The organism is Neisseria zoodegmatis (assembly GCF_900187305.1).
In the GTDB taxonomy this organism is placed as follows: Bacteria; Pseudomonadota; Gammaproteobacteria; order Burkholderiales; family Neisseriaceae; genus Neisseria; species Neisseria zoodegmatis.
This window is the reverse complement of the sequence record NZ_LT906434.1, coordinates 2035132-2059511: the sequence shown is the minus strand read 5'-3', so window position 1 is coordinate 2059511 and position 24380 is coordinate 2035132. Positions and strand designations below refer to the sequence as shown.

Genomic DNA, 24380 nt, shown 5'->3' with positions numbered 1-24380 from the left:
GGTAAAGTGTCACAGTACTGCAATGCACGCTTTGCCTTTTCTGTATTGGTTGTTCGATTATAGTAAGGGTTTTAAGTATGAATGATCGTAAAATCGATCAGGCACTGGTAGAGCGGGCGCAAAAAGGCGAACACAGAGCGTTTGAGCTGCTGGTGTCTAAATACCAGCGCCGTTTGACCAGATTGCTCTCCCGTTTCATCAAAGATGAGCATGAAGTCAACGACGTTGCACAAGAAGCCTTAATAAAAGCCTATCGGGCATTGCCGAATTTCCGCGGAGAAAGTGCGTTTTATACGTGGCTTTACCGCATCGGCATTAATACTGCTAAAAACTTTTTGGCTACTTCCGGAAAACGGCCGTTTGTAAGTACGGATGTTGCCAATGATGAAGGGGATGTTCTCGATTTAGCCAATCAGCTCGCTGATGATCACACACCGGAAGCAGAGATGATGAATCGGGAAATATTAGAAACTGTAGAAGCAGCAATCACTAAGTTGCCGGACGACTTACGGAAAGCCATTTCTTTACGGGAAATGGATGGTTTGTCTTACGAGGAAATAGCTCAGATAATGGACTGTCCCATCGGTACTGTTCGCTCGCGGATATTCAGAGCACGCGAGGTAATCGCTAAAGATTTGAGGCCGTTGTTGGATACGTCTGAAGACCAAAGGTGGTAAATAAAATGAATCAAAATAAAGACTATGAATTTGTCTCTGCCGCCATGGATGATGACAATTTGTCAGAAGAAATGCTGGATAAACTGTTGTCTGATGATGAAGCACAGCAAAAATGGCGTGAATATCACATTATTCGCGACTGTATGCAACGTGCCCAGTCAAGCATGGGTAGAGACATACAATTCATCAAAGAGGAAAGTTTTGAAGTTGCGGAAAAACCTTCTGCCGCTGCAAAACAACAAGGAACACAATCTCAAACTGCAAACAGCCAACAGCAACGCAAGGCGGCTAATTGTATGTTTGGCGGTTTTGCCGTAGCTGCAAGCGTGTTGGCTGTGGCTGTGGGTGTATGGCAATTTTTCCCGTCGGGAAATCAAGGCGATTCTGAAATGGTTGCCGAGCAAGTTGCACCTAGCGGAAACGATCAAAGCGGTATCGTTTCGGTTGGCGGAAAGGCAAAGCAGGTTAGTACGGATGCTGTGGCCAATGCGGAAGCGCAAGGTACTGTTGTGCCCAATGCTGCCCGAGCCAACCAAGCGGAAGCAGTTGAAAGCAAAGCTGTGAGAGTAGAGAAAGTTCAGCAAGAGAGCATGGCCAGTGAAGTGAAGTAATTCACTGCTAAATCATTGTTGAATTTTAGAGGCCGTCTGAAATATTTTCAGACGGCCTTTGTGTATTGGCTTTATTTGGAGCGTAGTTGTTTGGCGGCTTCAATAGCATAATAAGTCAAAATGCCGTCTGCTCCGGCGCGTTTGAAAGCCAGCAAGCTCTCTAAGATAACTTTATTGCCGTCGAGCCAACCGTTTTGAATGGCAGCCTGGAGCATGGTGTATTCTCCAGATACTTGATAGGCATAAGTAGGTACGCCAAATTCATCTTTAACACGTCGGATAATATCTAAATATGGCAGACCCGGCTTCACCATAACCATATCGGCACCTTCTTGGATGTCCAAAAAGACTTCATGAAGCGCTTCATTGGAATTGGCCGGATCCATTTGGTAGGTACATTTATCTGCTTTTCCTAAGTTCGCAGAGCTACCGACAGCATCGCGGAACGGCCCGTAAAATGCAGAAGCGTACTTTGCAGAATAAGCCATAATACGGGTGTGTATATGGCCGGAGTCCTCCAATGCTTCTCGAATAGCGCCAATGCGCCCATCCATCATATCTGAGGGGGCGACTACTTGCGCACCTGCTTCGGCGTGGCAAAGTGCTTGTTTGATAAGCACTTCAATGGTTTCGTCATTAAGCACATAACCATTTTTATCGATTAAGCCGTCCTGACCGTGAATGGTATAAGGATCAAGCGCAACATCCGTCATGATGCCTAAATCGGGAAATGTCTCGCGAAGTTTTCTGACGGCTGTTGGAACAAGCCCTTCAGGATTGTAAGCTTCCTCGGCAGTTTCTGTTTTGTTTTTGGTTACAACAGGAAATAAAGCCAGCATTGGAATGCCGAGTGAAACAGCTTCTTCGGCTGTATATAAAAGTTTGTCCAAGCTTTGTCTTGTTACGCCCGGCATGGATGTAACAGCTTCTTCTTGATTTTGCCCCTCTAAAATGAAGACGGGGTAGATTAAATCGTCGGTCGTCAGGCTATGTTCTCTCATTAATTTACGGGAAAACTCATCTTTACGCATGCGACGCATTCTTATAGAAGGAGTAAATCTGTTTGGAAAATTCATATATAAAACACCTTACGTTTGGTTGTTTGCTGCATTTTATTTGGAATGTTAATAAATAAAATGCAAAATTATTTTTAGATGCTGGTACATTTATCGAACCATATACTTCATCAGTTAAGTAATCAAGTTTGATATGAAGTGGTTGGATATTTGAATGAAGATGAAAATTGTTTTTTGAAGCGTTTGAATAAAAATTTTTTAAAAAATAATTCCCATAATAAACAGCGATATGTGATTTCCGTTGTAATTTTTTGCGTTGTGGTTATTGACGGGGTGCGGGCGGGTGTGTATAGTTCGGTTTCTTCGCTGCTGACACAGCAGCAACCGTTCTTTAACAACACAGATTACCGATAAGTGTGAGTGTCTTTAGGCCTCACACTGCGACAAAAACAGAGAGACAAGATTATACATTGTCTGTCAGTTACTTTGAAGCAGACCAGAAGTTAAAAAGTTAGAGATTGAACATAAGAGTTTGATCCTGGCTCAGATTGAACGCTGGCGGCATGCTTTACACATGCAAGTCGGACGGCAGCACAGAGAAGCTTGCTTCTTGGGTGGCGAGTGGCGAACGGGTGAGTAATGCATCGGAACGTACCGAGTAGTGGGGGATAACTGTCCGAAAGGATGGCTAATACCGCATACGCTTTGAGAAGGAAAGCAGGGGCTCTTCGGACCTTGCGCTATTCGAGCGGCCGATGTCTGATTAGCTGGTTGGTGGGGTAAAGGCCTACCAAGGCGACGATCAGTAGCGGGTCTGAGAGGATGATCCGCCACACTGGGACTGAGACACGGCCCAGACTCCTACGGGAGGCAGCAGTGGGGAATTTTGGACAATGGGCGCAAGCCTGATCCAGCCATGCCGCGTGTCTGAAGAAGGCCTTCGGGTTGTAAAGGACTTTTGTCAGGGAAGAAAAGGTTGTGGTTAATACCCATGACTGATGACGGTACCTGAAGAATAAGCACCGGCTAACTACGTGCCAGCAGCCGCGGTAATACGTAGGGTGCGAGCGTTAATCGGAATTACTGGGCGTAAAGCGGGCGCAGACGGTTACTTAAGTCAGATGTGAAATCCCCGGGCTCAACCTGGGAACTGCGTTTGAAACTGGGTGACTAGAGTATGTCAGAGGGGGGTAGAATTCCACGTGTAGCAGTGAAATGCGTAGAGATGTGGAGGAATACCGATGGCGAAGGCAGCCCCCTGGGATAATACTGACGTTCATGCCCGAAAGCGTGGGTAGCAAACAGGATTAGATACCCTGGTAGTCCACGCCCTAAACGATGTCAATTAGCTGTTGGGCAACTTGATTGCTTAGTAGCGTAGCTAACGCGTGAAATTGACCGCCTGGGGAGTACGGTCGCAAGATTAAAACTCAAAGGAATTGACGGGGACCCGCACAAGCGGTGGATGATGTGGATTAATTCGATGCAACGCGAAGAACCTTACCTGGTCTTGACATGTACGGAATCCTCCAGAGACGGAGGAGTGCCTTCGGGAGCCGTAACACAGGTGCTGCATGGCTGTCGTCAGCTCGTGTCGTGAGATGTTGGGTTAAGTCCCGCAACGAGCGCAACCCTTGTCATTAGTTGCCATCATTTGGTTGGGCACTCTAATGAGACTGCCGGTGACAAGCCGGAGGAAGGTGGGGATGACGTCAAGTCCTCATGGCCCTTATGACCAGGGCTTCACACGTCATACAATGGTCGGTACAGAGGGTAGCCAAGCCGCGAGGTGGAGCCAATCCCACAAAACCGATCGTAGTCCGGATTGCACTCTGCAACTCGAGTGCATGAAGTCGGAATCGCTAGTAATCGCAGGTCAGCATACTGCGGTGAATACGTTCCCGGGTCTTGTACACACCGCCCGTCACACCATGGGAGTGGGGGATACCAGAAGTAGGTAGGGTAACCGCAAGGAGCCCGCTTACCACGGTATGCTTCATGACTGGGGTGAAGTCGTAACAAGGTAGCCGTAGGGGAACCTGCGGCTGGATCACCTCCTTTCTAGAGAAAAGAGGCTGAGAGGCACTCACACTTATCGGTAAACTGTGATATTAAAGATGCGTTTAAGCTTGAAGATGTGCTGCATGAATTACTTTTAAGCCGAGCATGACCGAAAAGGTTATTCGGATTAAGAAGGATGGTTGTTGGCATATTGGAAAGCAAAGAGACCTTGGGTTTGTAGCTCAGCTGGTTAGAGCACACGCTTGATAAGCGTGGGGTCGGAGGTTCAAGTCCTCCCAGACCCACCAGACATTCTCAAAGCAAGAGTAAGCAGTATCGATACTTGAGTAAGAGTATGGGGGCATAGCTCAGTTGGTAGAGCACCTGCTTTGCAAGCAGGGGGTCATCGGTTCGATCCCGTTTGCCTCCACCAAACATTTAAAGACTTTACAAATTAAAGTTAGCTGCTACAATGCGCAGCTCATTTTAATTTGCGAAGTTTGAGACAAAAGTTTGTTTCATGTAAAACGCATTGATCTTTAACAAATTGGAAAGCCGAAATCAACAAACAAAGACAATGTTGGCTTACTGTAACAGGTAAGCCGCAGTATTTGGGTGATGATTGTATCGACTGAACTGTGAAACACAAAAGGCACAGTTCGGTACACAACAAGCAGTAAGCTTTGTCAGAGTAAAGACTTCAAGTTGGGTAGGTAGTCAACGCCGAAACAACGAAGTCAGAGAGGTTCTTGAAATGATAGAGTCAAGTGAATAAGTGCATCAGGTGGATGCCTTGGCGATGATAGGCGACGAAGGACGTGTAAGCCTGCGAAAAGCATCGGGGAGCTGGCAATAAAGCTATGATCCGGTGATGTCCGAATGGGGAAACCCACCGTATTTTGTACGGTATCCTTATCTGAATACATAGGATAAGCGAAGCGAACCCGGAGAACTGAACCATCTAAGTACCCGGAGGAAAAGAAATCAACCGAGATTCCGTAAGTAGTGGCGAGCGAACGCGGAGGAGCCTGTATATGATAGCTGTTGAGATAGAAGAACAAGCTGGGAAGCTTGGCCATAGTGGGTGATAGCCCCGTATTCGAAATTTCATCAGTGGTACTAGGTATACGACAAGTAGGGCGGGACACGTGGAATCCTGTCTGAATATGGGGGGACCATCCTCCAAGGCTAAATACTCATCATCGACCGATAGTGAACCAGTACCGTGAGGGAAAGGCGAAAAGAACCCCGGGAGGGGAGTGAAATAGAACCTGAAACCTGATGCATACAAACAGTGGAAGCCTATTAATTGGGTGACTGCGTACCTTTTGTATAATGGGTCAACGACTTACATTCAGTAGCGAGCTTAACCGGATAGGGGAGGCGTAGGGAAACCGAGTCTTAATAGGGCGATGAGTTGCTGGGTGTAGACCCGAAACCGAGTGATCTATCCATGGCCAGGATGAAGGTGCCGTAACAGGTACTGGAGGTCCGAACCCACGCATGTTGCAAAATGCGGGGATGAGCTGTGGATAGGGGTGAAAGGCTAAACAAACTCGGAGATAGCTGGTTCTCCCCGAAAACTATTTAGGTAGTGCCTCATGTATCACTTCCGGGGGTAAAGCACTGTTATGGCTAGGGGGTCATTGCGACTTACCAACCCATGGCAAACTAAGAATACCGGAAAGTGCAATCATGGGAGACAGACAGCGGGTGCTAACGTCCGTTGTCGAGAGGGAAACAACCCAGACCGCCAGCTAAGGTCCCAAATGACAGATTAAGTGGTAAACGAAGTGGGAAGGCCCAGACAGCCAGGATGTTGGCTTAGAAGCAGCCATCATTTAAAGAAAGCGTAATAGCTCACTGGTCGAGTCGTCCTGCGCGGAAGATGTAACGGGGCTCAAATCTGTAACCGAAGCTGCGGATGCACCTAGTGCATGGTAGGGGAGCGTTCTGTAGGCCGATGAAGGTGACTTGAGAAGGTTGCTGGAGGTATCAGAAGTGCGAATGTTGACATGAGTAGCGATAAAGCGGGTGAAAAGCCCGCTCGCCGAAAGCCCAAGGTTTCCTACGCAACGTTCATCGGCGTAGGGTGAGTCGGCCCCTAAGGCGAGGCAGAAATGCGTAGTCGATGGGAAACGGGTTAATATTCCCGTACTTGATTCAAATGCGATGTGGGGACGGAGAAGGTTAGGTTAGCAAGCTGTTGGAATAGCTTGTTTAAGCCGGTAGGTGGAAGACTTAGGCAAATCCGGGTCTTTTAAACACCGAGAAGTGATGACGAGTGTCTACGGACATGAAGTAACCGATACCACGCTTCCAGGAAAAGCCACTAAGCTTCAGTTTGAATTGAACCGTACCGCAAACCGACACAGGTGGGCAGGATGAGAATTCTAAGGCGCTTGAGAGAACTCGGGAGAAGGAACTCGGCAAATTGATACCGTAACTTCGGGAGAAGGTATGCCCTTTGATGTGAAAGACTTGCTCTGTAAGCATTGGAGGGTCGCAGAGAATCGGTGGCTGCGACTGTTTATTAAAAACACAGCACTCTGCTAACACGAAAGTGGACGTATAGGGTGTGACGCCTGCCCGGTGCTGGAAGGTTAATTGAAGATGTGCAAGCATCGGATCGAAGCCCCAGTAAACGGCGGCCGTAACTATAACGGTCCTAAGGTAGCGAAATTCCTTGTCGGGTAAGTTCCGACCCGCACGAATGGCGTAACGATGGCCACACTGTCTCCTCCCGAGACTCAGCGAAGTTGAAATGGTTGTGAAGATGCAATCTCCCCGCTGCTAGACGGAAAGACCCCGTGAACCTTTACTGTAGCTTTGCATTGGACTTTGAAGTCACTTGTGTAGGATAGGTGGGAGGCTTAGAAGCAGAGACGCCAGTTTCTGTGGAGCCGTCCTTGAAATACCACCCTGGTGGCTTTGAGGTTCTAACCCAGGTCCGTGATCCGGATCGGGGACCGTGCATGGTAGGCAGTTTGACTGGGGCGGTCTCCTCCCAAAGAGTAACGGAGGAGTTCGAAGGTTACCTAGGTCCGGTCGGAAATCGGACTGATAGTGCAATGGCAAAAGGTAGCTTAACTGCGAGACCGACAAGTCGAGCAGGTGCGAAAGCAGGACATAGTGATCCGGTGGTTCTGTATGGAAGGGCCATCGCTCAACGGATAAAAGGTACTCCGGGGATAACAGGCTGATTCCGCCCAAGAGTTCATATCGACGGCGGAGTTTGGCACCTCGATGTCGGCTCATCACATCCTGGGGCTGTAGTCGGTCCCAAGGGTATGGCTGTTCGCCATTTAAAGTGGTACGTGAGCTGGGTTTAAAACGTCGTGAGACAGTTTGGTCCCTATCTGCAGTGGGCGTTGGAAGTTTGACGGGGGCTGCTCCTAGTACGAGAGGACCGGAGTGGACGAACCTCTGGTGTACCGGTTGTGACGCCAGTCGCATCGCCGGGTAGCTAAGTTCGGAAGAGATAAGCGCTGAAAGCATCTAAGCGCGAAACTCGCCTGAAGATGAGACTTCCCTTGCGGTTTAACCGCACTAAAGAGTCGTTCGAGACCAGGACGTTGATAGGTCGGGTGTGGAAGCGCAGCAATGCGTGGAGCTAACCGATACTAATTGCTCGTGAGGCTTGACTCTATCATTTGAAGGACTTTGGATAGTTTCTTTGAATAAGCTTACATCAGTCTTGTGAGGCTGATACACATCACCGTTGATTAAAGAATAAATAAGTGGAAGCGAGCTTCCATAACGGCTTACCGATTTGTACAGTTTACGTCTGGCGGCCATAGCGAGTTGGTCCCACGCCTTCCCATCCCGAACAGGACCGTGAAACGACTCAGCGCCGATGATAGTGTGGATACCCATGTGAAAGTAGGTCACTGCCAGACACTTATTTCGAACCCCCGATACTTGCGTATCGGGGGTTTTAGTATTTTGATTTGCCAAGACAGTTGAATATGGGTGTTTCAGAAGGTTGGTTTGCCGGTAGGTTTGTGCAGAATGGATACAGAAGAAGGTTGGTTGTAGCGGAGCAAAGAGAGCAGAGCTGTAATGGAAAGACGAGCTTGTTGTTGGGGAGAGACAATGTTCTCTATGTATATAGTAACTATAGTTAAAAGTATTTGAAGGGTGTTGGGAATCTGTTTATGATGGTTCGGACTGCCTGTGCGGGCAGTGTGAGGTATATTGCCTGTTGGTAGAGGCCGCAGGTATGACACGTTACGGAAAACCATCAAGAAGGATTTAGAAGATGAAGAAATATTTAGCGGGTGCGCTGGCTCTGTTGTGGTCGGCGGTATCGCTGGCGGCGGTGAATATCAATACGGCGACGGCGGAGGAATTGAAGGCGCTGCCGGGTATCGGTCCGTCGAAGGCGGCGGCGATTGTGGAGTACCGTCAGCACAACGGTCAGTTTAAGAGTGTTGACGATTTGAAGAATGTGAAGGGTATCGGCGAGGGTATTTTAGCCAAGCTGCGCGATGAGGCGACGGTTGGTGGCGGTAAGAAGCCGGCCAAAGCGGCGGTGCCGGCGCTGAAGGAGAAGGCTAAAGAGAAGCGCTGATAGAGCCTAGGTTTGCTATCGGCTGAATTGGTAGATTGGTGCTGTTTGGTTGGCAGTGGACATAGTATAGAGAGCGGCCGGATGCGGGAGTGTCCGGCCGTTTCGTTTGGGTGGGAGCAGGTGATTGATTGGCAACCGATTGGGCATTACCTGAACCATTAAAGAACCCGCTACCTTCGAGACCACCGCAGCCAGCCAGCCTATCCCCTGCTATCTATCTTCAAAGCCATTTTACTCGGCTAATGACACAGCCTTTCTGCTCCTGAATTCGAACACAGCTTGAGGCTTTTGCAAAAGTTTTCTTTCAAATAAAAAACGCTGAAAGCTTTAGACCATTATAAGCTTCAGCGATTTTTACTGTTTTAGATACGATTAAGAACGAATTGATAGCAATTGAAGTTTAAGTTTTCAGACGGCCTCTTACATAAGTAAGAGGCCGTCTGAAAACTTATAAAAACTTATACCACTCCTTTTTTCTCCAAATAGCTTTCGTAATCACCCAGATAGTGTTCGTAACCGCCTTTTCCGTCCAGTTCGATGATTTGGGTGGCCAACGAAGACACAAACTGACGGTCGTGCGATACGAAAATCAGCGTTCCTTTGTATTTTTCCAAAGCCATGTTTAAGGATTCGATACTTTCCATATCCATGTGGTTGGTCGGTTCGTCCATAATCAACACGTTCGGTTTCAGCAAAATCAGCTTGCCGTAAAGCATGCGGCCTTTCTCTCCGCCGGAAAGCACCTGCACTTGTTTAACTACGTCGTTGCTGCCGAACAGCAAGCGGCCGAGTGTGCCGCGGATAACCTGTTCATCGTCGCCTTCCTGGCCCCATTGGCGCATCCATTCGGTGAGGTTCATGTCAACATCGAAGTCGTTTTCGTGGTCTTGCGGATAGTAGCCGACATTGGCTTTTTCCGCCCATTTGATGGTGCCTGAATCGGGTTGGACACCTTCGCCGTATTCGGGATTGAATGCGCCGGCCAACAATTTCAGCAAAGTGGATTTACCGGCACCGTTGGGGCCGATAATCGCCAAACGTTCTCCGGCGTCCAAAATAAAGCTCAGGTTTTTAAACAATTGGTTTTCAAAGCGTTTGCTCAAGCCCCCCACTTCAACGGCTTGGCGGTGCAGCTTGGCTTTTTCGTCGGTTTCAAAGCGGATATAAGGGTTTTGACGGGTAGACGGTTTAACCTCCACCATTTCGGCTTTGATTTTATCGGCCTGTTTCAGACGGCTGGTCGCTTGACGGGCTTTGGATTTGTTGGCCGAGAAGCGTGCTACGAATTCTTGCAGTTCCTGCAGTTTTTCTTTGGCTTTGGCGTTGTCGCGCATGGCGCGCTCGCGGGATTGTGCGGAAGCCAGCATGTAATCATCGTAGTTGCCAGGATAGATGGTGATGCTGTTGTAATCAACATCGGCCATATGCGTGCAGACTTCATTCAAAAAATGGCGGTCGTGCGAAATGATGATCATGGTCGAATCGTATTCGTTCAACACACCTTCGAGCCAACGGATGGTGTTGATGTCCAAGTTATTGGTCGGCTCGTCGAGCAGCAATACGTCGGGCTTGGAAAATAAGGCTTGTGCCAGCAATACGCGCAGTTTGAAGCCGGGAGCCACTTCGCTCATTTGGGCGTTGTGCAATGATTCTTCGATACCCACGCCGCTCAACAGTTCGGCCGCGCGCGCTTCGGCGGTGTAACCGTCGTATTCGGCAAACTTGGCTTCCAATTCGGCAGCATGCATGTAATCGTCTTCAGTGGCTTCCAAATTGGCGTAAATGGCATCACGCTCGGTCATCGCCGCCCACATTTCGGTGTGCCCCATCATCACCACATGCAACACGCGCATGTCTTCGTAAGCGAATTGGTCTTGGCGCAATTTACCCAAACGCACACCGTTTTCGATGGCTACTTCACCGCTGGTCGGCTCCAAATCGCCACCGAGGATTTTCATGAAGGTGGATTTACCTGAACCGTTGGCACCAATCAGCCCGTAGCGGTTGCCTTCGCCGAATTTGACAGACACGTTTTCAAACAGCGGCTTCGCGCCGAACTGCATGGTTATGCCGTTGGTAGAAATCATTGATGTAAACCTTTTGCAAAATGAAATATTTAAAGCGCGAAATTATAGCATATTTTCGGATGAAACCATTGCCGCTTCATATTGGGCATCAGGAAGATTACCGAATAGCCGACAATAGCTTGAGGCCGTCTGAAAACATATTTTTCAGACGGCATCAAGCAATCGGTAAACAATCAAGGCATAGAACCTTCATTTTGATAGAGTGTGAATAGTGACACGCCACGCTCGCGGATGTTTTTGCCGCCGGGTAAGTCTGTAAACTCCAGAATGGCCGCTGCTTCTACAATGGTGCCGCCGAGCTGACGAATCAAATCAATACCTGCCTGCATGGTTCCGCCGGTGGCGACTAAATCATCCACCAGCAACACGCGGGCGCCGGGGCGGACTGCATCGGTATGGATTTCCACCGTAGCTTCGCCGTATTCGAGGGCATAGCTTTGAGATACGGTTTCAAACGGCAGTTTGCCTTTTTTACGGATAGGCACAAAACCCACATTCAATTGGTAAGCCAATGCGGCTCCGATAATGAAACCGCGTGCATCCAAACCTGCCACTACGTCGATTTTTTGACCCATATAGCGGTAAACCAGCAAATCCACCAATAAGCGGAAATATTCGGGGCTTTGGAGTACAGGTGTAATATCGTGAAATAAAATGCCTTTTTTAGGCCAATCCGGTATTTTGCGGATTTTCGCAGCAAGCGCTTCTACGCCCATCACATCAGGATGAATCAACATAACATTACCCGTAAATATCAAATCTGTATCAATAGTTCAAAACAAAACGAGCTATTTTAACAAAAAGTCGCTTTTGTTTGTTGCTAGGCTTTGATTTTAAAGTGCGAGTGCAATAGACAGGCGGTTTTGCAAAGCCTTTGGGCGGTATGGCATAATAACCACTTAAATTTTTCATTTTCGGAACGACCATGCGCTCATCTTCCAAAGGCAATATTTTTATCATTTCCGCCGCATCCGGCACGGGAAAAACCACTTTGGTTTCGCGTATAATCAATCATCACGACGACATTAAAGTTTCCATTTCCCACACGACCCGCCAACCGCGCGAAGGCGAAGAGCACGGCAAGCACTATTATTTTGTGGATGTGCCTAAATTCGAAACATTAATCAGCGAGAGCGCATTTCTCGAATATGCAAAAGTATTCGACAATTATTACGGCACCAGTGTAGAAGGCGTGAATATCTTGCGCGAGCAAGGCTACGATGTGATTTTGGAAATCGACATTCAGGGCGCCGAACAAGTGCGTAGAGCTTGGCCGGGCGCGTGCAGTATTTTCATCCTTCCACCTTCATTTCAAGTGTTGGCACAGCGTTTGGTCGGTCGGGGAACAGACAGCCCGGAAGTGATTGCACACCGCTTAGGCAAGGCACGCAAAGAAATCGAGCAAGCGTATATGTTTGATTATGTAGTGGTAAATAACGATTTGGTTGAGGCCGAAGCCGATTTGCTGTCGATTATCAGAGCACACCGTTTGAAACAATCCTGCCAACACTTATTTATTGAAAATCTGTTGGAAAATTCTTAAAAAACAGCGACAATACAACATTATTATTTTTAAATCCGTTTCTAAAAGGAACCATTTAGAATGGCACGTATTACCGTAGAAGACTGCATCACTAAAATCCCAAACCACTTCGATTTGACCCTGACTGCCGCCCGTCGTGCGCGCCAGCTTGAAAACGGCAACGCCCCTTTGGTTGACGATATCCGCAACAACAAACCCACCGTTACCGCTTTGCGCGAAATTGCTGCCGGCGAAATCGGTGTGGAACTGCTCAAGCGCAACAAATAAAAGTAAAAAACAAAAGGCCGTCTGAATGCAACAGCCTCTACCTACCGCTCCTTATGATCCGTTAACGGCAGAAGCGCGCGATTTATTGTTTCGCACCGCTTCGTATCTCAACGAGCAAGAGCAGCAGCAGCTTGAAAAAGCCTGTGCTTACGCCTTTCATGCCCATGACGGACAAACCCGCAAAAGTGGCGAACCTTATATTACCCATCCGATTGCCGTGGCGACCCAGCTGGCAATTTGGCACATGGATATACAGGGTTTGTGCGCGGGGGTGATGCACGATGTGTTGGAAGACACCGGTGTATCCAAAGTCGAAATGGCTGCCGAATTTGGCAACACCATTGCCGAAATGGTAGACGGCCTCTCCAAGTTGGAAAAACTTGAATACAACAGCCAAGCCGAGCATCAGGCGGAAAGCTTCCGCAAACTGATTCTCGCCATGACCAAAGATGTGCGCGTGATTGTCGTCAAATTGGCAGACCGCCTGCACAATATGCGTACATTAGGCTCGATGCGCCCTGAAAAACGCCGCCGGATTGCTCAGGAAACACTTGAAATCTACGCACAAATAGCCAACCGCATCGGTTTAAACAACGCCTATCAAGAGCTTCAGGACTTATCATTCCAAAACCTTCATCCGCGCCGTTATGAAACCCTGCAAAAAGCCATGAAAGCAAGCAGGAGAAACCGGCGCGATGTGGTCGGCAAAGTGTTGCGCGCGTTCAGTATGCGCTTGGTCGATGCCAATATCGAAGCCAAAATCAAAGGCCGTGAGAAAAACCTGTACAGCATTCATCAGAAAATGCAGGCGAAAAATCTGCGTTTTGCCGATGTGATGGATATTTACGGATTTCGCGTTATCGTCAACAGTATTCCGGCTTGCTATGCCGCGCTGGGTGCTTTGCACAGCCTCTATCAGCCCAAGCCGGGGCGGTTTAAAGACTATATCGCCATTCCCAAAAGCAACGGCTATCAAAGCCTGCACACCACATTGGTGGGCCCTTACGGTTTGCCGATAGAAGTGCAGATACGCACTCACGAAATGGATGCTGTGGCAGAAGGCGGCGTGGCCGGACATTGGATTTACAAATCAGGCGAAAGCACAGTCGATCAGGCGACCCTCCACACCAATCGCTGGTTGAAAAACATTTTGGATTTGCAGGCAGGCAGTTCCAATGCCATCGAATTTCTTGAGGCTGTTAAAGTCGATTTATTCCCCAACGAGGTTTATATCCTCACGCCGAAAGGCAAAATCCTTACCTTGCCGAAAGGTGCCACGCCTATCGACTTTGCTTATGCCGTGCATACCGATGTAGGCCATCATACTGTTGCCGCACGCGTTAACAATACCATGATGCCGCTGCGTACCAAATTGAAAACCGGCGATTCTGTGGAAGTAATTACTTCCGAACAAGCCAAGCCCAATCCGGCATGGTTGAATTTTGCCGTTTCAAGCCGTGCGCGCAGCGCCATCCGCAATTACATCAAAAACATGAACCGCCAAGATGCGGTTACCTTGGGCGAAAGCCTGCTGCAAAAAGCTTTATCCAGCTTGTTGCCGCAAAACGTATTGCTTTCAGACGGCCTCAAAGAAAAATACCTTTCCGATCTCAACCATAAACAAACCACTTTTGAAGACGTGTTGTACAGCGTGGGTATGGGGCATACTCTGCCGATTACCGTGGCCATGCACATTGCCGATTTGGCCGGTGAACACTTCGGCGGAGAAGTGCGCTTAAGCCCGATTAAAATCAACGGCAGCGAAACAGGAAGGGTACATCTCGCGCAATGTTGCCAACCGTTGCCCGGCGATGCTGTCCGCGCGGTTTTAATCAAAGATCAAGGTTTGGTTATCCACCGCGACACTTGTCCGAATGTGTTGAAAGTTGATCCCGAACAGCAGCTCGATGCCGACTGGGAGAGTATTCCCGATCAGACTTTCCGTACGACGCTGATCGTGGGCGCGCGCGATACCCGCGGTTTGTTGGCCTTGATGGCTCAAGCCATTTCGTCTGCCGGTGCGGATATCGAGTCGGTGGAAACGCCTCAAAAACAGCCGGGGACAGAAGGGTTTATCGAGTTTAAATTCTTCATTAAGGTTAGCGGCATCGACCAACTTAATGAAATCATCCGCGCCTTGCATGCGATTACCGACGTCCGCCGCGTGGTGAGGGTGTAGCAGGGATTTATACTGCTTCATGCGGATTAATTGAATGTGATGAATAATGAAAGCCGTAGTATTGACTCTACGGCTTTTTATTTGTCGGAACAAGCTGTTTTTCAGCTTGATATAAGGTTGAGTTTGAGCACTTTTAAATGAGGCCGTCTGAAATTGTATTTTTCAGACGGTCTCAGTTTGTTTTGTCATGATTGAATATGGAATGCCTGAGTAAGCCGTGAATAAGCAGTTGGTTTCGATACTCAACTGCTTCTCAACGGGCAGTTAATCGTTTTCGTCTCTACGGATTTGATGTAGGAAGCGTTTGGTTCGCTCGTGCTGAGGGTTTTCAAACAAAGTTTCCGGCGCGCCTTGCTCGACAATCACACCGCCGTCCATCACAACCACCAAATCGGCCACTTCCATGGCGAACTTGATTTCATGCGTTACCACAACCATTGTCCAGCCTTCTTTAGCCAGCTCTTTCATGGTGTTCAATACATCTTGCACCAATTCGGGATCAAGTGCGGAGGTTGGTTCGTCGAACAGCATCAAATCCGGTTGGATGGCAAGTGCGCGGGCGATGCCGACGCGCTGCTGTTGGCCGCCTGAAAGCTGGAATGGGTACAAATCCACTTTATCGGCCAAGCCGACTTTGCCTAACAATGCCAGCGCTTTTTGCCGCGCATCGGCCGATGAAACGCCTTGCACGGCGACGGGGCCTTCCATCACGTTTTCCAATGCGGTTTTGTGCGGGAACAGATTGTATTGTTGAAACACCATCCCCGATTTGCGGCGAAGGGCAAGGATGTCTTTTTTGGAAGGGTGGGCGGCAAAATCAATGAGCAGCGGTTTATCGCCGTCAAACTCGATGCTGCCTTGTTGCGGCATTTCCAAGGCGTTCAAGCAGCGCAGGAAGGTTGTTTTTCCCGAACCCGACGGGCCGAGAATCACCACTACGCTGCCTTTGGCTACGTCCAAATCAATGCCGTTCAAAATCGAATTGTTGCCGAAAGCTTTATGGATATTACGGATTTTAATCATGGTTTATGCTCACTTGGCAACGTAGCGGTCAAGCCGTTTTTCCAGCTTGGCCTGTCCGATAAACAGGAAGAAACAGAACACCCAATAAACCAAACCGGCTTCGATATACACGGGTAAAAAGTCGTAGCTGGCATTGGCAATCTGCTGTGCCACGCGGAAAAGCTCGGTAATGGTTACGACGGAAGCCAGCGAAGTTTCTTTAAACAGACTGATAAAGGTGTTGCTCAAAGGCGGTACGGAAACACGGAACGCTTGCGGCATGATGATGCGGCGGAAGGTCTGCATATAAGTCATGCCGATGGAAAAACCCGCTTCCCATTGGCCTTTGGGCACCGATAAAATCGCCGCGCGTATGGTTTCGGAAGCATAAGCACCGATGTTCAGCGAAAAGCCGATCACCGCAGTCGGTAGCGGGTCAAGCGTGATGCCGATGGCGGGCAAGCCGTAAAACACCACCATCAACTGTACCAGCATCGGCGTGCCGCGGATGGCTGAAACATAAAACTTTACCAAGCCCAGCAGCACACGGTGCAATACGCCCGATACGGGGATCACGCGCACCAACGCAACGGCCAGCGCAATCAGAATGCCGAAAATAAAAGAAGCGACGGCGAGCGGAATCGAATATAAGAATCCCGCTTTTACCATCGGCCAAAATGCGTTTATGACCAAAGCCGCACGGGCCTCGGTCATAAACGGCAACGCACTTAAAAGATCACTTAACACTTACATCTACGCCAAAGAATTGTTCGCCTAATTTTTTCAGCGTGCCGTCCGCACGAAGTTCTTCAACCGCGCCGCTGATTTTTGCCAAGGCTTCATCGTTGTTTTTGTTGACAATAAATCCCGCACCTAATTTTTCTTCCGCAGGCGCAGTCCATGCGGTTTTCAAGCCGGAGTTCGGGTTTTTCTTGAGATAGTCGAGCAGGGCGAGGGAATCGTTAAACGTGAAATCGGCACGTTTTTGCTGTACCAACGCCAAAGCCTGAGCCATGCCGTCGACCGGAATGATTTTGGCTTCGGCTTTTTGCGCCATTTCGCCGTAGTTGCTGCTCAGGGTTTGCGCGGCAGACAAGCCTTTCACGTCCGCCAGCGTTTTGATGCGGTTGTCGTCTTTGCGGTCAACCGCCATCGGGCCGGAATAGCTGTATTCGGCGGATTTGTCGAAAGTGGCGCGGCGTTCGGGCGTGGTCAGGCTCACTTGGTTGGCCACGATATCGAAACGTTCCGCTTTCAAACCGGCCAGCATGGCGTCCCATTGGGTTTCTTTGAAATCCACTTTAACGCCCAATTTTTCAGCTACGGCGCGGGTAACTTCCACATCGTAACCGGTCAATTTGCCGCTTTCGTCATGATAAGTGAAGGGAGCATAAGTACCTTCGGTGCCTACGGTGATCGTGCCTTTGTTGTTGATGCGCTCCAGCAGCGAACCTGCAACTTGGGTTTCAGGAGCGGAAGAAGCCGGGGCGGACGCCGTTCCGGCAGAAGAACCGCCGCCGTTGCCGCAAGCGGCCAACACAAAAGCAGCCATGCCGCCGAGTGCGAATTTTTTCAACATAATCACTCCAGTAAAGCGTCGATAAAGAAGCGCGCATTGTACGATAATCAAAAACACAATACAAAGAACGCTTGCTTCTATTCTTTATAATCGAAAAGTATAAGGCCGTCTGAAAATACGTTTTCAGACGGCCTGCCGATATTACTTGCCTGCCAACACATTCAAAATAAAGCGTAAATCGTTCGCACCGATCTGCCCGGGTGCGGAAGCGGTTCCCGCCGAGCCGAAAGTCATTGCCGAGCCGAAGGTTTCGCCCGCCAAGCGGCTTACCACGCCCAGTTTGCCCATCGCCATCGTTACCAGCGGCTGCCGTGCATATTGGTGGAACATGGTTTGCGTGGCATCGAGCAATACCAGCACGTCGGCGGCGGATTGCGGCATCACGGCGATTTTGCAGATGTCCGCGCCCCAATCCTGCATGGTTTTCAGACGGCCTATGATCTCTTCTTTCGGCGGCGTTTTATCGAAATCGTGGTTGCACAGCAAGGCCGCTACGCCGTTGGCTTTGGCCAGCGCTACGGTTTCTTTCACTTTGTCTTCGCCTGCAAACAGCTCGATATCGATGATGTCGGTCAGGCCAAAGCGTATGGCCGTCTGAACCAGAGAAAAATAAACTTCCGGCGGCACGGGGCACTCGCCGCCTTCTTCGGCGCGGCGGAAGGTAAACAGTAGCGGCGTATCCGGCAGGGCGGCGCGCACTTCGCGCAGGCGTTCCACGATATAGCCGCCGTCGGCTGCGCGTTCGAGAAAGTCCGCACGGAATTCCACCACATCAAAAGCCAAGCCCTGCAAGCCTGCCAAAGCGGTTTGCAGGCCGTCTGAATCTTTTGCCACCAGCGGCACGCAGATTTTCGGGCTGCCTGCGCCCAGCACGGTGTTTTTGATTTTCACGGTATTCATCGAGGCGGATTCCTTTAAAAAACGGTCGGCGTATTGTACGGGATTTCAGACGGCCTGAAAGCCTGCGGTTTGAGGCCGTCTGAAAAACACGGCCGCTCTTTTCAGACGGCCAATTTGTCGGCAAACTCGTCCGCCGCCCGCACCAAACCTTTGGCCACTTCGCCTTCAAACGAGGCATGGCCGCCCTGCACAATCCGCAAATCGGCCTCGGGAAACGCCTGCTTCAGCTCCCACGCGCTCTGCATCGGTGTGCAGATATCGTAACGCCCCTGCACGATTACGGTGGGGATATGGCGGATTTTGTCTATATTCGCCAGCAACGCTTTTTCGTTTTCCAGCCAGCAGCCGTTGACGAAATAATGGTTTTCGATGCGTGAAATCGCCAACGCCTGTTCCGCATCTTCTTCTACCGGTTTCGGGTCGAACTGCACCAGCCAGCTTTCCCATTCCGCCCATGCTTTCGCCGCCCGCAAAGCCTGTTCGCGGTCTTGGCCGAACAGCATTTCATGATAAGCCTGCACGATTGCGCCGCGCTTTTCTTCGACCACGGGGGCGAGGTAATGCTGCCACTGTTGGGGATAAATGTGTTCCGCGCCGCCTTGCTCGTTCAGCCAGTCGATTTCACTCTGCCGCCCCAAGAATATGCCGCGCAAAATCAAGCCGCGCACACGGTTCGGATGGGTTTGCGCGTAAGCCAGCGAAAGCGTGCTGCCCCAAGAGCCGCCGAATACCAGCCAACTGTGTATGCCGAGCATTTCGCGCACTTTTTCGATGTCGGCCACCAAATCCCAAGTGGTGTTTTCATCGGTTTCGGCATACGGCAGCGAACGCCCGCAGCCGCGCTGGTCGATAATCACCACGCGGTATTTGTCGGGGTTGAAAAAGCCGCGCGCTTTCGGCGACGCGCCCGCCCCCGGCCCGCCGTGCAGAAAAATCACCGGAATGCCGTGCGGATTGCCGGATTCTTCCCAATAGATTTGATGGATGGCGGATACTTTCAACAGGCCGCTTTTATAAGGCTCTTGAATCGGGTACATAAGATGCTCCTTGTTTGGCTGAATCGTTCGGTGGGTGGGTAACGATTTTCAGACGGCCTGAAACAGTTACCGCGGTAGGGCAATATTTATACAACTTAACTTTGTGATGCCGTCTGAATACATAAAGCTTGATTATGATATGCGGGTTTTGTGAAGATTTGGAGTGTCACATGAAATTTTTCAGCCCCGCTATGTTTGCTGCTTTGGCAGTCGGTTTCCATACATTGCCTGCTTGGGCGCTGTCGCCGCAGAAATTGGTGCAGGATGCACGTTGGCAAATCGGTAGAACAGTATCTTACGATCCCGCCTACACGCGGCTCAACTATCCGATGGGCGATGTGCCGCTGCATAAAGGCGTGTGTACGGATGTGGTAATCCGTGCTTTGCGCAAGCAGGGATGGGATTTGCAGCAGATGATTCATGAGGATATGTCGAAAAACTTTTCCGTATATCCGAAAAAATGGGGGCTGACCGCAACCGACCGCAACATCGACCACCGCCGCGTGCCGAATATCGCCACTTATTTTGACCGCAAAGGCTACCGCGTCCGTGCCGGCGCTTATCAGGCGGGCGATGTGGTAACTTGGGACTTAGGCAAAGGCTTAACGCACATCGGTATTGTGTCTGACAGAAGTATACGCGGCACCCCGCTGATTATCCACAACATCGGCCGCGGCACGAGAGAAGAGGATATTCTTTACCGCTACAAAATTACAGGGCATTACCGCTTGCCCAGATAAGTAGTGTTACGGGATTTTTAGCATGCTTGTAGATGAAGCATGAATCCGGTGTGAGGGATAAGTTAATTTAAAAGCCGAAGAGGCCGTCTGAAAATCATTTTCAGACGGCCTCTTACTGATTTACAGCTGAATTTATTTCATATGATTGTTAATATCTGTTTTGTTTTTATGTTTTTTATAAAAATCAAAACCTTTTATTTAATTTTCGATAGTTATTTAAAAAGATTGTTTATTGTAAATCAAATAAGGGGCAAGCATATTCCAGCAAAGGAGTATTGATGCTATTCTGCTTCCAATTGCTTCCCGACCAACCTCGTTAAAATCGTGAAAAGAAAAGGAGAAACCAATATGAAAATGAGTCTGTTGGCCGTTCTGGCTATGTCTTCAGTATTGGCTGCATGTGCAGGTAGCGGCAAAGGCAAATTGCCTTCAACCGATACGGTAAGCTGCAAAGCCGTGAGCAAGCAGGAAATAGCGGCATTGTTTGACCGGTGGAACAACTCGCTGAAAACAGGTGACCCCAAGCAAGTGGTGGCTAACTATGCGCCCGGTTCAATCCTGTTGCCGACGGTTTCCAACAAACCACGTTTAACGCCGGAAGAGAAAGAAGATTACTTCACTCATTTCTTATCGCACAAACCCGTAGGCTCGATTGACATGAGCCATATCCAGATCGGATGTAACTTGGCGATGGATAATGGTTTGTACACATTTACTTATGCAGACGGTACCAAACATTCAGGCCGTTATACATTCACTTACGGTTGGGACGGCAACGCGTGGCTGATTTCTTCCCACCACTCTTCGCTGATGCCTGAAAAACCGGGCAAAAGCAAACATTAATCGTTTGTAGATAATGTTTAAATCGAAAGGCCGTCTGAAAATTTCAGACGGCCTTTCTAGTTTAGGTAAGTCTTAGGTAAGGCGGTCGAGCTTAGGCTTCCGGTTTCTTACGCCACAAAACCAAAAGCTTGCCGATGTGTTGCACCAGCTGCGCATCTACCGCTTGGCACAAAGCTTCGCATATTTCAATCCGCTCTGCACGGTCGTCACCCAAAACGCGCACTTTGATTAACTCGTGTGCAGTCAGCGCCGCGTCGGTTTCTTTAATCACAGAATCGGTTAGGCCGTGTTGTCCTATCATTACAACAGGATTCAAATGATGGGCGCGCGCTTTAAGCTCTAAAATCTCGCGCGTGGTTAATTTGTCGGTCATTTTCTTGAAATTCTTAAAACAATATAAACGCAGTATTTTACGCGAAACTGCATGGTTAAGGGGAAAATAACGTACAATAGCGCTCTTTATTTGCAGTGATCTGTTATGTCTGTCCGCTCAAAATCTTCCAAAGCATGGCTCAACGAGCATGTAAACGACCATTATGTCCATATGGCGCAAAAAGACGGCTATCGGGCAAGAGCAGCTTATAAGCTTTTGGAAATCAATGAAAAAGACAAATTAATCCGTCCGGGTACGGTGTTGGCCGATTTAGGCAGCGCGCCGGGAAGCTGGTCGCAAGTTGCCGCGGGGCTGGTTGGCGAAAAAGGGCAGGTGTTCGCCCTCGATATCTTGCCGATGGATGCTATTGAGGGCGTCTCTTTTATTCAAGGTGATTTTAGAGAAGACAGCGTGCTGGCCGAGTTTGAAGCCTTGCTGAACAAGCGCCCTTTAGACCTTGTAATTTCAGATATGGCACCCAATATGTCGGGAAATGCAGTAACAGATCAGGCACGCAGCTATTATTTATGTGAACTGGCTTTGGATTTTGCCGCCAACCATTTGAAACCGGGCGGAAATTTTTTAGTGAAAGTATTTCAGGGCGCCGGTTACCAAGAATATATGGCGGCCATGCGCGAAGTATTTGCCTCCGTGCAAACACGCAAACCGCAAGCTTCGCGCAATCGTTCCAGTGAGATTTATTTATTGGGCAAAAATAAACGCTGACAATGCAGATAGCCTGATTTAAAATCCGTTTTTGTCTTTTACCCTTGTATGGAGCCTGTTTCAGTGGGGAATATTTTTAAGAATGTTTTAGTTTGGCTGGTGTTAGGTGTTGCCTTAATGGCCGCTTTCAATGCCCTTAACGACAAACAGGAAAGCAAACAGCAAATCGAATACTCGCAATTTATCGAGCAAGTCAATAAAGGCGAAGTAGCCAATGTCAATATTGAAGGCTCGGGCTTGAGCGGTTATTTGATTAAAGGTGAACGTACCGACAAATCCCGTTTCTTTACCAATGCACCTTTGGATGACAACCTGGTTAAAACGCTGCTGGACAAGCAAGTGCGTGTAAAAGTCATTCCCGAAGAAAAACCGAGTATGCTGACCAGCCTGTTTTTCAGCTTGTTGCCGGTGATGCTGCTGATCGGTGCATGGTTTTATTTCATGCGGATGCAATCCGGCGGCGGTGGCAAAGGCGGGGCTTTTTCATTCGGCAAAAGCCGTGCCAAATTGCTGGATAAAGATACCAATAAAGTCACTTTCGCCGATGTAGCGGGTTGCGACGAAGCCAAAGAAGAAGTTCAAGAGATTGTGGACTATTTGAGAGCACCCAACCGCTATCAAAGTTTGGGTGGTCGTGTGCCGCGCGGTATCTTGTTGGCAGGCAGTCCCGGTACCGGTAAAACCTTGTTGGCCAAAGCCATTGCCGGTGAAGCACAAGTGCCGTTTTTCAGCATTTCAGGTTCCGACTTCGTAGAAATGTTTGTCGGCGTAGGTGCCAGCCGTGTCCGCGATATGTTTGAGCAGGCCAAGAAAAATGCCCCTTGTATCATCTTTATCGATGAAATTGATGCCGTAGGCCGCCAACGTGGAGCAGGTTTGGGCGGCGGTAACGACGAGCGTGAACAAACCTTGAACCAATTGCTGGTTGAAATGGATGGTTTCGAAAGCAATCAAACTGTAATTGTGATTGCGGCTACCAACCGCCCTGATGTGCTTGATCCGGCATTGCAACGCCCGGGACGTTTCGACCGCCAAGTGGTAGTGCCCCTGCCCGATATCCGTGGTCGCGAGCAGATTTTGAAAGTACATGCGAAAAAAGTGCCTTTGGACGAATCGGTAGATTTGGTTTCTTTGGCGCGCGGTACGCCGGGCTTCTCAGGTGCCGATTTGGCCAACTTGGTTAATGAAGCAGCTTTGTTTGCCGGTCGTCGCAATAAAATCAAGGTCGATCAAAGCGACTTTGAAGATGCCAAAGACAAAATCTATATGGGGCCCGAGCGCCGCTCGATGGTGATGCACGAAGATGAAAAACGTGCGACTGCCTATCATGAAGCTGGTCATGCTATTGTGGCTGAAAGTTTGGACTTTACCGATCCGGTTCACAAAGTAACCATCATGCCGCGCGGTCGTGCTTTGGGTTTGACTTGGCAGCTTCCTGAACGTGACCGTATCAGCATGTATAAAGACCAAATGTTGAGCCAAATTTCCATTTTGTACGGTGGTCGGATTGCGGAAGACATTTTTGTAGGCCGCATTTCCACCGGCGCTTCCAACGACTTTGAACGTGCAACCCAAATTGCCCGTGAGATGGTAACGCGTTTCGGTATGAGCGATAAAATGGGTGCGATGGTTTATGCCGAGAACGAAGGCGAAGTATTCTTAGGCCGTTCTATTACCCGTTCGCAGCACATTTCCGAAAAAACCCAGCAGGAAGTAGATGCCGAAGTGCGCCGTATTTTGGATGAGCAATATGCCGTGGCTTATAAAATCTTGGACGAAAACCGCGATAAGATGGAAACCATGTGCAAAGCATTGATGGAATGGGAAACCATCGACCGCGACCAAGTGCTTGAAATCATGGAAGGCAAGCAACCTAGTCCGCCTAAAGATTACAGCCATAATGTGCGCAAAGAAGAAGAGTTGATTGTGGTGGATAATGCTTTGGATGCTCAGGAAGAATCTTCGGTAAAAGAAGTTCCTGCTTCTGCGGAAGTTGAAGCGCAACAAGCTCCTTCGCAAGAACAACCGGAAGCCGATCAGCCGCAAAATGAAAATAAACTTTAATTTTCCCAATAGCAGCCTTCGGGCTGCTATTTTTTATGTGCTTTTTTCTTGCATATCAGAAACAAGCTAAAAGCCGCAATGTTTGGTATTTAAATCAAGTAAATCATGCCGACAAAAGCATGGGGATTTTTCGATTGGATGTAGTTCATAAAAATATTGTTA

The 24380-nt window shown here is 49.1% G+C and carries 19 protein-coding genes, 2 tRNA genes, 3 rRNA genes and 1 pseudogene; 16 read left to right on the top strand and 9 right to left on the bottom strand.

All coding sequences use genetic code 11. The features are described 5' to 3' along the window. Nucleotides 1–77: 77 nt before the first annotated feature. Nucleotides 78–677 (top strand): RNA polymerase sigma factor RpoE, encoded by a 600-nt coding sequence (gene rpoE, locus CKV66_RS09675; protein ID WP_085364446.1) that lies wholly within the window; start codon nt 78–80, stop codon nt 675–677. A 5-nt stretch (nt 678–682) separates the two neighbouring features. Further along, nucleotides 683–1288: an RseA family anti-sigma factor gene (locus tag CKV66_RS09670; RefSeq protein WP_085364445.1), complete on the top strand. Its 606-nt coding sequence runs from the start codon at nt 683–685 to the stop codon at nt 1286–1288. A gap of 71 nt (nt 1289–1359) precedes the next feature. On the opposite strand, the gene hemB is transcribed toward CKV66_RS09670, so the two are convergent. Then, entirely contained in the window at nt 1360–2364 is a 1005-nt protein-coding gene (gene hemB, locus CKV66_RS09665; protein WP_085364444.1) for a porphobilinogen synthase, read from the bottom strand. A 460-nt stretch (nt 2365–2824) separates the two neighbouring features. On the opposite strand from hemB, the gene CKV66_RS09660 reads away from it, so the two are divergent. The 7 genes and pseudogenes from CKV66_RS09660 to CKV66_RS12900 form a co-directional block, all read left to right on the top strand. After that, nucleotides 2825–4365 (top strand): 16S ribosomal RNA (locus CKV66_RS09660). Nucleotides 4366–4536: 171 nt separating this feature from the next. Then, a tRNA-Ile gene (locus CKV66_RS09655) sits at nt 4537–4613 on the top strand. A gap of 49 nt (nt 4614–4662) precedes the next feature. Continuing rightward, nucleotides 4663–4738 (top strand) — tRNA-Ala (locus CKV66_RS09650). A gap of 328 nt (nt 4739–5066) precedes the next feature. Next, nucleotides 5067–7953: ribosomal RNA gene (locus CKV66_RS09645) — 23S ribosomal RNA — on the top strand. Between the two features lie 138 nt (nt 7954–8091). Continuing rightward, a 5S ribosomal RNA gene (rrf, locus tag CKV66_RS09640) occupies nt 8092–8204 on the top strand. The 16S, 23S and 5S rRNA genes sit together here with 2 tRNA genes alongside, the layout of an rRNA operon. Before the next feature lie 362 nt (nt 8205–8566). Next, the gene (locus CKV66_RS09635) at nt 8567–8878 is read left to right on the top strand and encodes a ComEA family DNA-binding protein (protein WP_095197808.1); all 312 of its coding nucleotides are present in this window, start codon (nt 8567–8569) and stop codon (nt 8876–8878) included. A 114-nt stretch (nt 8879–8992) separates the two neighbouring features. Next, nucleotides 8993–9118 (top strand): annotated as a pseudogene (locus CKV66_RS12900) (IS5/IS1182 family transposase); the annotation flags it as partial. A gap of 218 nt (nt 9119–9336) precedes the next feature. On the opposite strand, the gene CKV66_RS09630 reads toward CKV66_RS12900, so the two are convergent. Further along, nucleotides 9337–10965, bottom strand: coding sequence for an ABC-F family ATPase (locus CKV66_RS09630; RefSeq protein WP_085363666.1), 1629 nt, complete (start codon nt 10963–10965; stop codon nt 9337–9339). A gap of 173 nt (nt 10966–11138) precedes the next feature. Further along, nucleotides 11139–11702 (bottom strand): adenine phosphoribosyltransferase, encoded by a 564-nt coding sequence (locus tag CKV66_RS09625; RefSeq protein ID WP_085363665.1) that lies wholly within the window; start codon nt 11700–11702, stop codon nt 11139–11141. Nucleotides 11703–11890: 188 nt separating this feature from the next. On the opposite strand from CKV66_RS09625, the gene gmk reads away from it, so the two are divergent. From gmk to CKV66_RS09610, 3 genes are read left to right on the top strand one after another with little or no spacing between them, the layout of a single operon-like run. Further along, the gene (gene gmk / locus CKV66_RS09620) at nt 11891–12508 is read left to right on the top strand and encodes a guanylate kinase (protein WP_085363664.1); all 618 of its coding nucleotides are present in this window, start codon (nt 11891–11893) and stop codon (nt 12506–12508) included. A gap of 60 nt (nt 12509–12568) precedes the next feature. Then, nucleotides 12569–12775 carry a DNA-directed RNA polymerase subunit omega gene (gene rpoZ, locus CKV66_RS09615; RefSeq protein ID WP_085363663.1) on the top strand — a complete coding sequence of 69 codons (207 nt, stop codon included), beginning with the start codon at nt 12569–12571 and terminating at the stop codon, nt 12773–12775. Between the two features lie 25 nt (nt 12776–12800). Then, complete coding sequence (locus CKV66_RS09610; RefSeq protein ID WP_085363662.1) at nt 12801–14954, top strand: RelA/SpoT family protein; 2154 nt, start codon at nt 12801–12803, stop codon at nt 14952–14954. A 264-nt stretch (nt 14955–15218) separates the two neighbouring features. Here the strand turns inward: CKV66_RS09610 and CKV66_RS09605 are convergent, their stop codons facing one another. From CKV66_RS09605 to pip, 5 genes are all read right to left on the bottom strand, one after another. Next, nucleotides 15219–15977 carry an amino acid ABC transporter ATP-binding protein gene (locus tag CKV66_RS09605; RefSeq protein WP_085363661.1) on the bottom strand — a complete coding sequence of 253 codons (759 nt, stop codon included), beginning with the start codon at nt 15975–15977 and terminating at the stop codon, nt 15219–15221. 9 nt (nt 15978–15986) lie between these two features. After that, nucleotides 15987–16670 (bottom strand): amino acid ABC transporter permease, encoded by a 684-nt coding sequence (locus CKV66_RS09600; RefSeq protein WP_408633863.1) that lies wholly within the window; start codon nt 16668–16670, stop codon nt 15987–15989. Nucleotides 16671–16692: 22 nt separating this feature from the next. After that, entirely contained in the window at nt 16693–17535 is an 843-nt protein-coding gene (locus CKV66_RS09595; RefSeq protein WP_085363659.1) for an amino acid ABC transporter substrate-binding protein, read from the bottom strand. Between the two features lie 141 nt (nt 17536–17676). Next, nucleotides 17677–18435, bottom strand: coding sequence for a type I 3-dehydroquinate dehydratase (aroD, locus tag CKV66_RS09590; RefSeq protein WP_085363658.1), 759 nt, complete (start codon nt 18433–18435; stop codon nt 17677–17679). A gap of 101 nt (nt 18436–18536) precedes the next feature. Beyond that, a complete protein-coding gene (pip, locus tag CKV66_RS09585) occupies nt 18537–19472 on the bottom strand; it encodes a prolyl aminopeptidase (protein WP_085363657.1) in 936 nt (311 codons plus the stop codon). 191 nt (nt 19473–19663) lie between these two features. Between pip and CKV66_RS09580 the strand changes: the two genes are divergently transcribed. Next, entirely contained in the window at nt 19664–20212 is a 549-nt protein-coding gene (locus CKV66_RS09580; protein ID WP_231990548.1) for a DUF1287 domain-containing protein, read from the top strand. Between the two features lie 348 nt (nt 20213–20560). After that, nucleotides 20561–21055, top strand: a complete 495-nt coding sequence (locus CKV66_RS09575; RefSeq protein WP_085363655.1) for a DUF4440 domain-containing protein — start codon at nt 20561–20563, stop codon at nt 21053–21055. Nucleotides 21056–21146: 91 nt separating this feature from the next. Here the strand turns inward: CKV66_RS09575 and yhbY are convergent, their stop codons facing one another. Next, nucleotides 21147–21428, bottom strand: a complete 282-nt coding sequence (yhbY, locus tag CKV66_RS09570) for a ribosome assembly RNA-binding protein YhbY (protein WP_085363654.1) — start codon at nt 21426–21428, stop codon at nt 21147–21149. 105 nt (nt 21429–21533) lie between these two features. Here yhbY and CKV66_RS09565 point away from each other — a divergent pair, with 105 nt between their 5' ends. Both CKV66_RS09565 and ftsH read left to right on the top strand, forming a co-directional pair. Beyond that, the gene (locus CKV66_RS09565; protein WP_085363653.1) at nt 21534–22154 is read left to right on the top strand and encodes an RlmE family RNA methyltransferase; all 621 of its coding nucleotides are present in this window, start codon (nt 21534–21536) and stop codon (nt 22152–22154) included. Between the two features lie 63 nt (nt 22155–22217). Continuing rightward, nucleotides 22218–24218, top strand: coding sequence for an ATP-dependent zinc metalloprotease FtsH (gene ftsH, locus CKV66_RS09560; protein ID WP_085363673.1), 2001 nt, complete (start codon nt 22218–22220; stop codon nt 24216–24218). The last annotated feature ends 162 nt before the right edge of the window (nt 24219–24380 follow it).

Bases quoted from the DNA above. Each gene is read 5' to 3' on its own strand.
- rpoE (WP_085364446.1), top strand. From the start codon at position 78: ATGAATGATCGTAAAATCGATCAGGCACTGGTAGAGCGGGCGCAAAAA.
- CKV66_RS09670 (WP_085364445.1), top strand. From the start codon at position 683: ATGAATCAAAATAAAGACTATGAATTTGTCTCTGCCGCCATGGATGAT.
- hemB (WP_085364444.1), bottom strand. From the start codon at position 2,364: ATGAATTTTCCAAACAGATTTACTCCTTCTATAAGAATGCGTCGCATG.
- CKV66_RS09635 (WP_095197808.1), top strand. From the start codon at position 8,567: ATGAAGAAATATTTAGCGGGTGCGCTGGCTCTGTTGTGGTCGGCGGTA.
- CKV66_RS09630 (WP_085363666.1), bottom strand. From the start codon at position 10,965: ATGATTTCTACCAACGGCATAACCATGCAGTTCGGCGCGAAGCCGCTG.
- CKV66_RS09625 (WP_085363665.1), bottom strand. From the start codon at position 11,702: ATGTTGATTCATCCTGATGTGATGGGCGTAGAAGCGCTTGCTGCGAAA.
- gmk (WP_085363664.1), top strand. From the start codon at position 11,891: ATGCGCTCATCTTCCAAAGGCAATATTTTTATCATTTCCGCCGCATCC.
- rpoZ (WP_085363663.1), top strand. From the start codon at position 12,569: ATGGCACGTATTACCGTAGAAGACTGCATCACTAAAATCCCAAACCAC.
- CKV66_RS09610 (WP_085363662.1), top strand. From the start codon at position 12,801: ATGCAACAGCCTCTACCTACCGCTCCTTATGATCCGTTAACGGCAGAA.
- CKV66_RS09605 (WP_085363661.1), bottom strand. From the start codon at position 15,977: ATGATTAAAATCCGTAATATCCATAAAGCTTTCGGCAACAATTCGATT.
- CKV66_RS09600 (WP_408633863.1), bottom strand. From the start codon at position 16,670: ATGACCGAGGCCCGTGCGGCTTTGGTCATAAACGCATTTTGGCCGATG.
- CKV66_RS09595 (WP_085363659.1), bottom strand. From the start codon at position 17,535: ATGTTGAAAAAATTCGCACTCGGCGGCATGGCTGCTTTTGTGTTGGCC.
- aroD (WP_085363658.1), bottom strand. From the start codon at position 18,435: ATGAATACCGTGAAAATCAAAAACACCGTGCTGGGCGCAGGCAGCCCG.
- pip (WP_085363657.1), bottom strand. From the start codon at position 19,472: ATGTACCCGATTCAAGAGCCTTATAAAAGCGGCCTGTTGAAAGTATCC.
- CKV66_RS09580 (WP_231990548.1), top strand. From the start codon at position 19,664: ATGTTTGCTGCTTTGGCAGTCGGTTTCCATACATTGCCTGCTTGGGCG.
- CKV66_RS09575 (WP_085363655.1), top strand. From the start codon at position 20,561: ATGAAAATGAGTCTGTTGGCCGTTCTGGCTATGTCTTCAGTATTGGCT.
- yhbY (WP_085363654.1), bottom strand. From the start codon at position 21,428: ATGACCGACAAATTAACCACGCGCGAGATTTTAGAGCTTAAAGCGCGC.
- CKV66_RS09565 (WP_085363653.1), top strand. From the start codon at position 21,534: ATGTCTGTCCGCTCAAAATCTTCCAAAGCATGGCTCAACGAGCATGTA.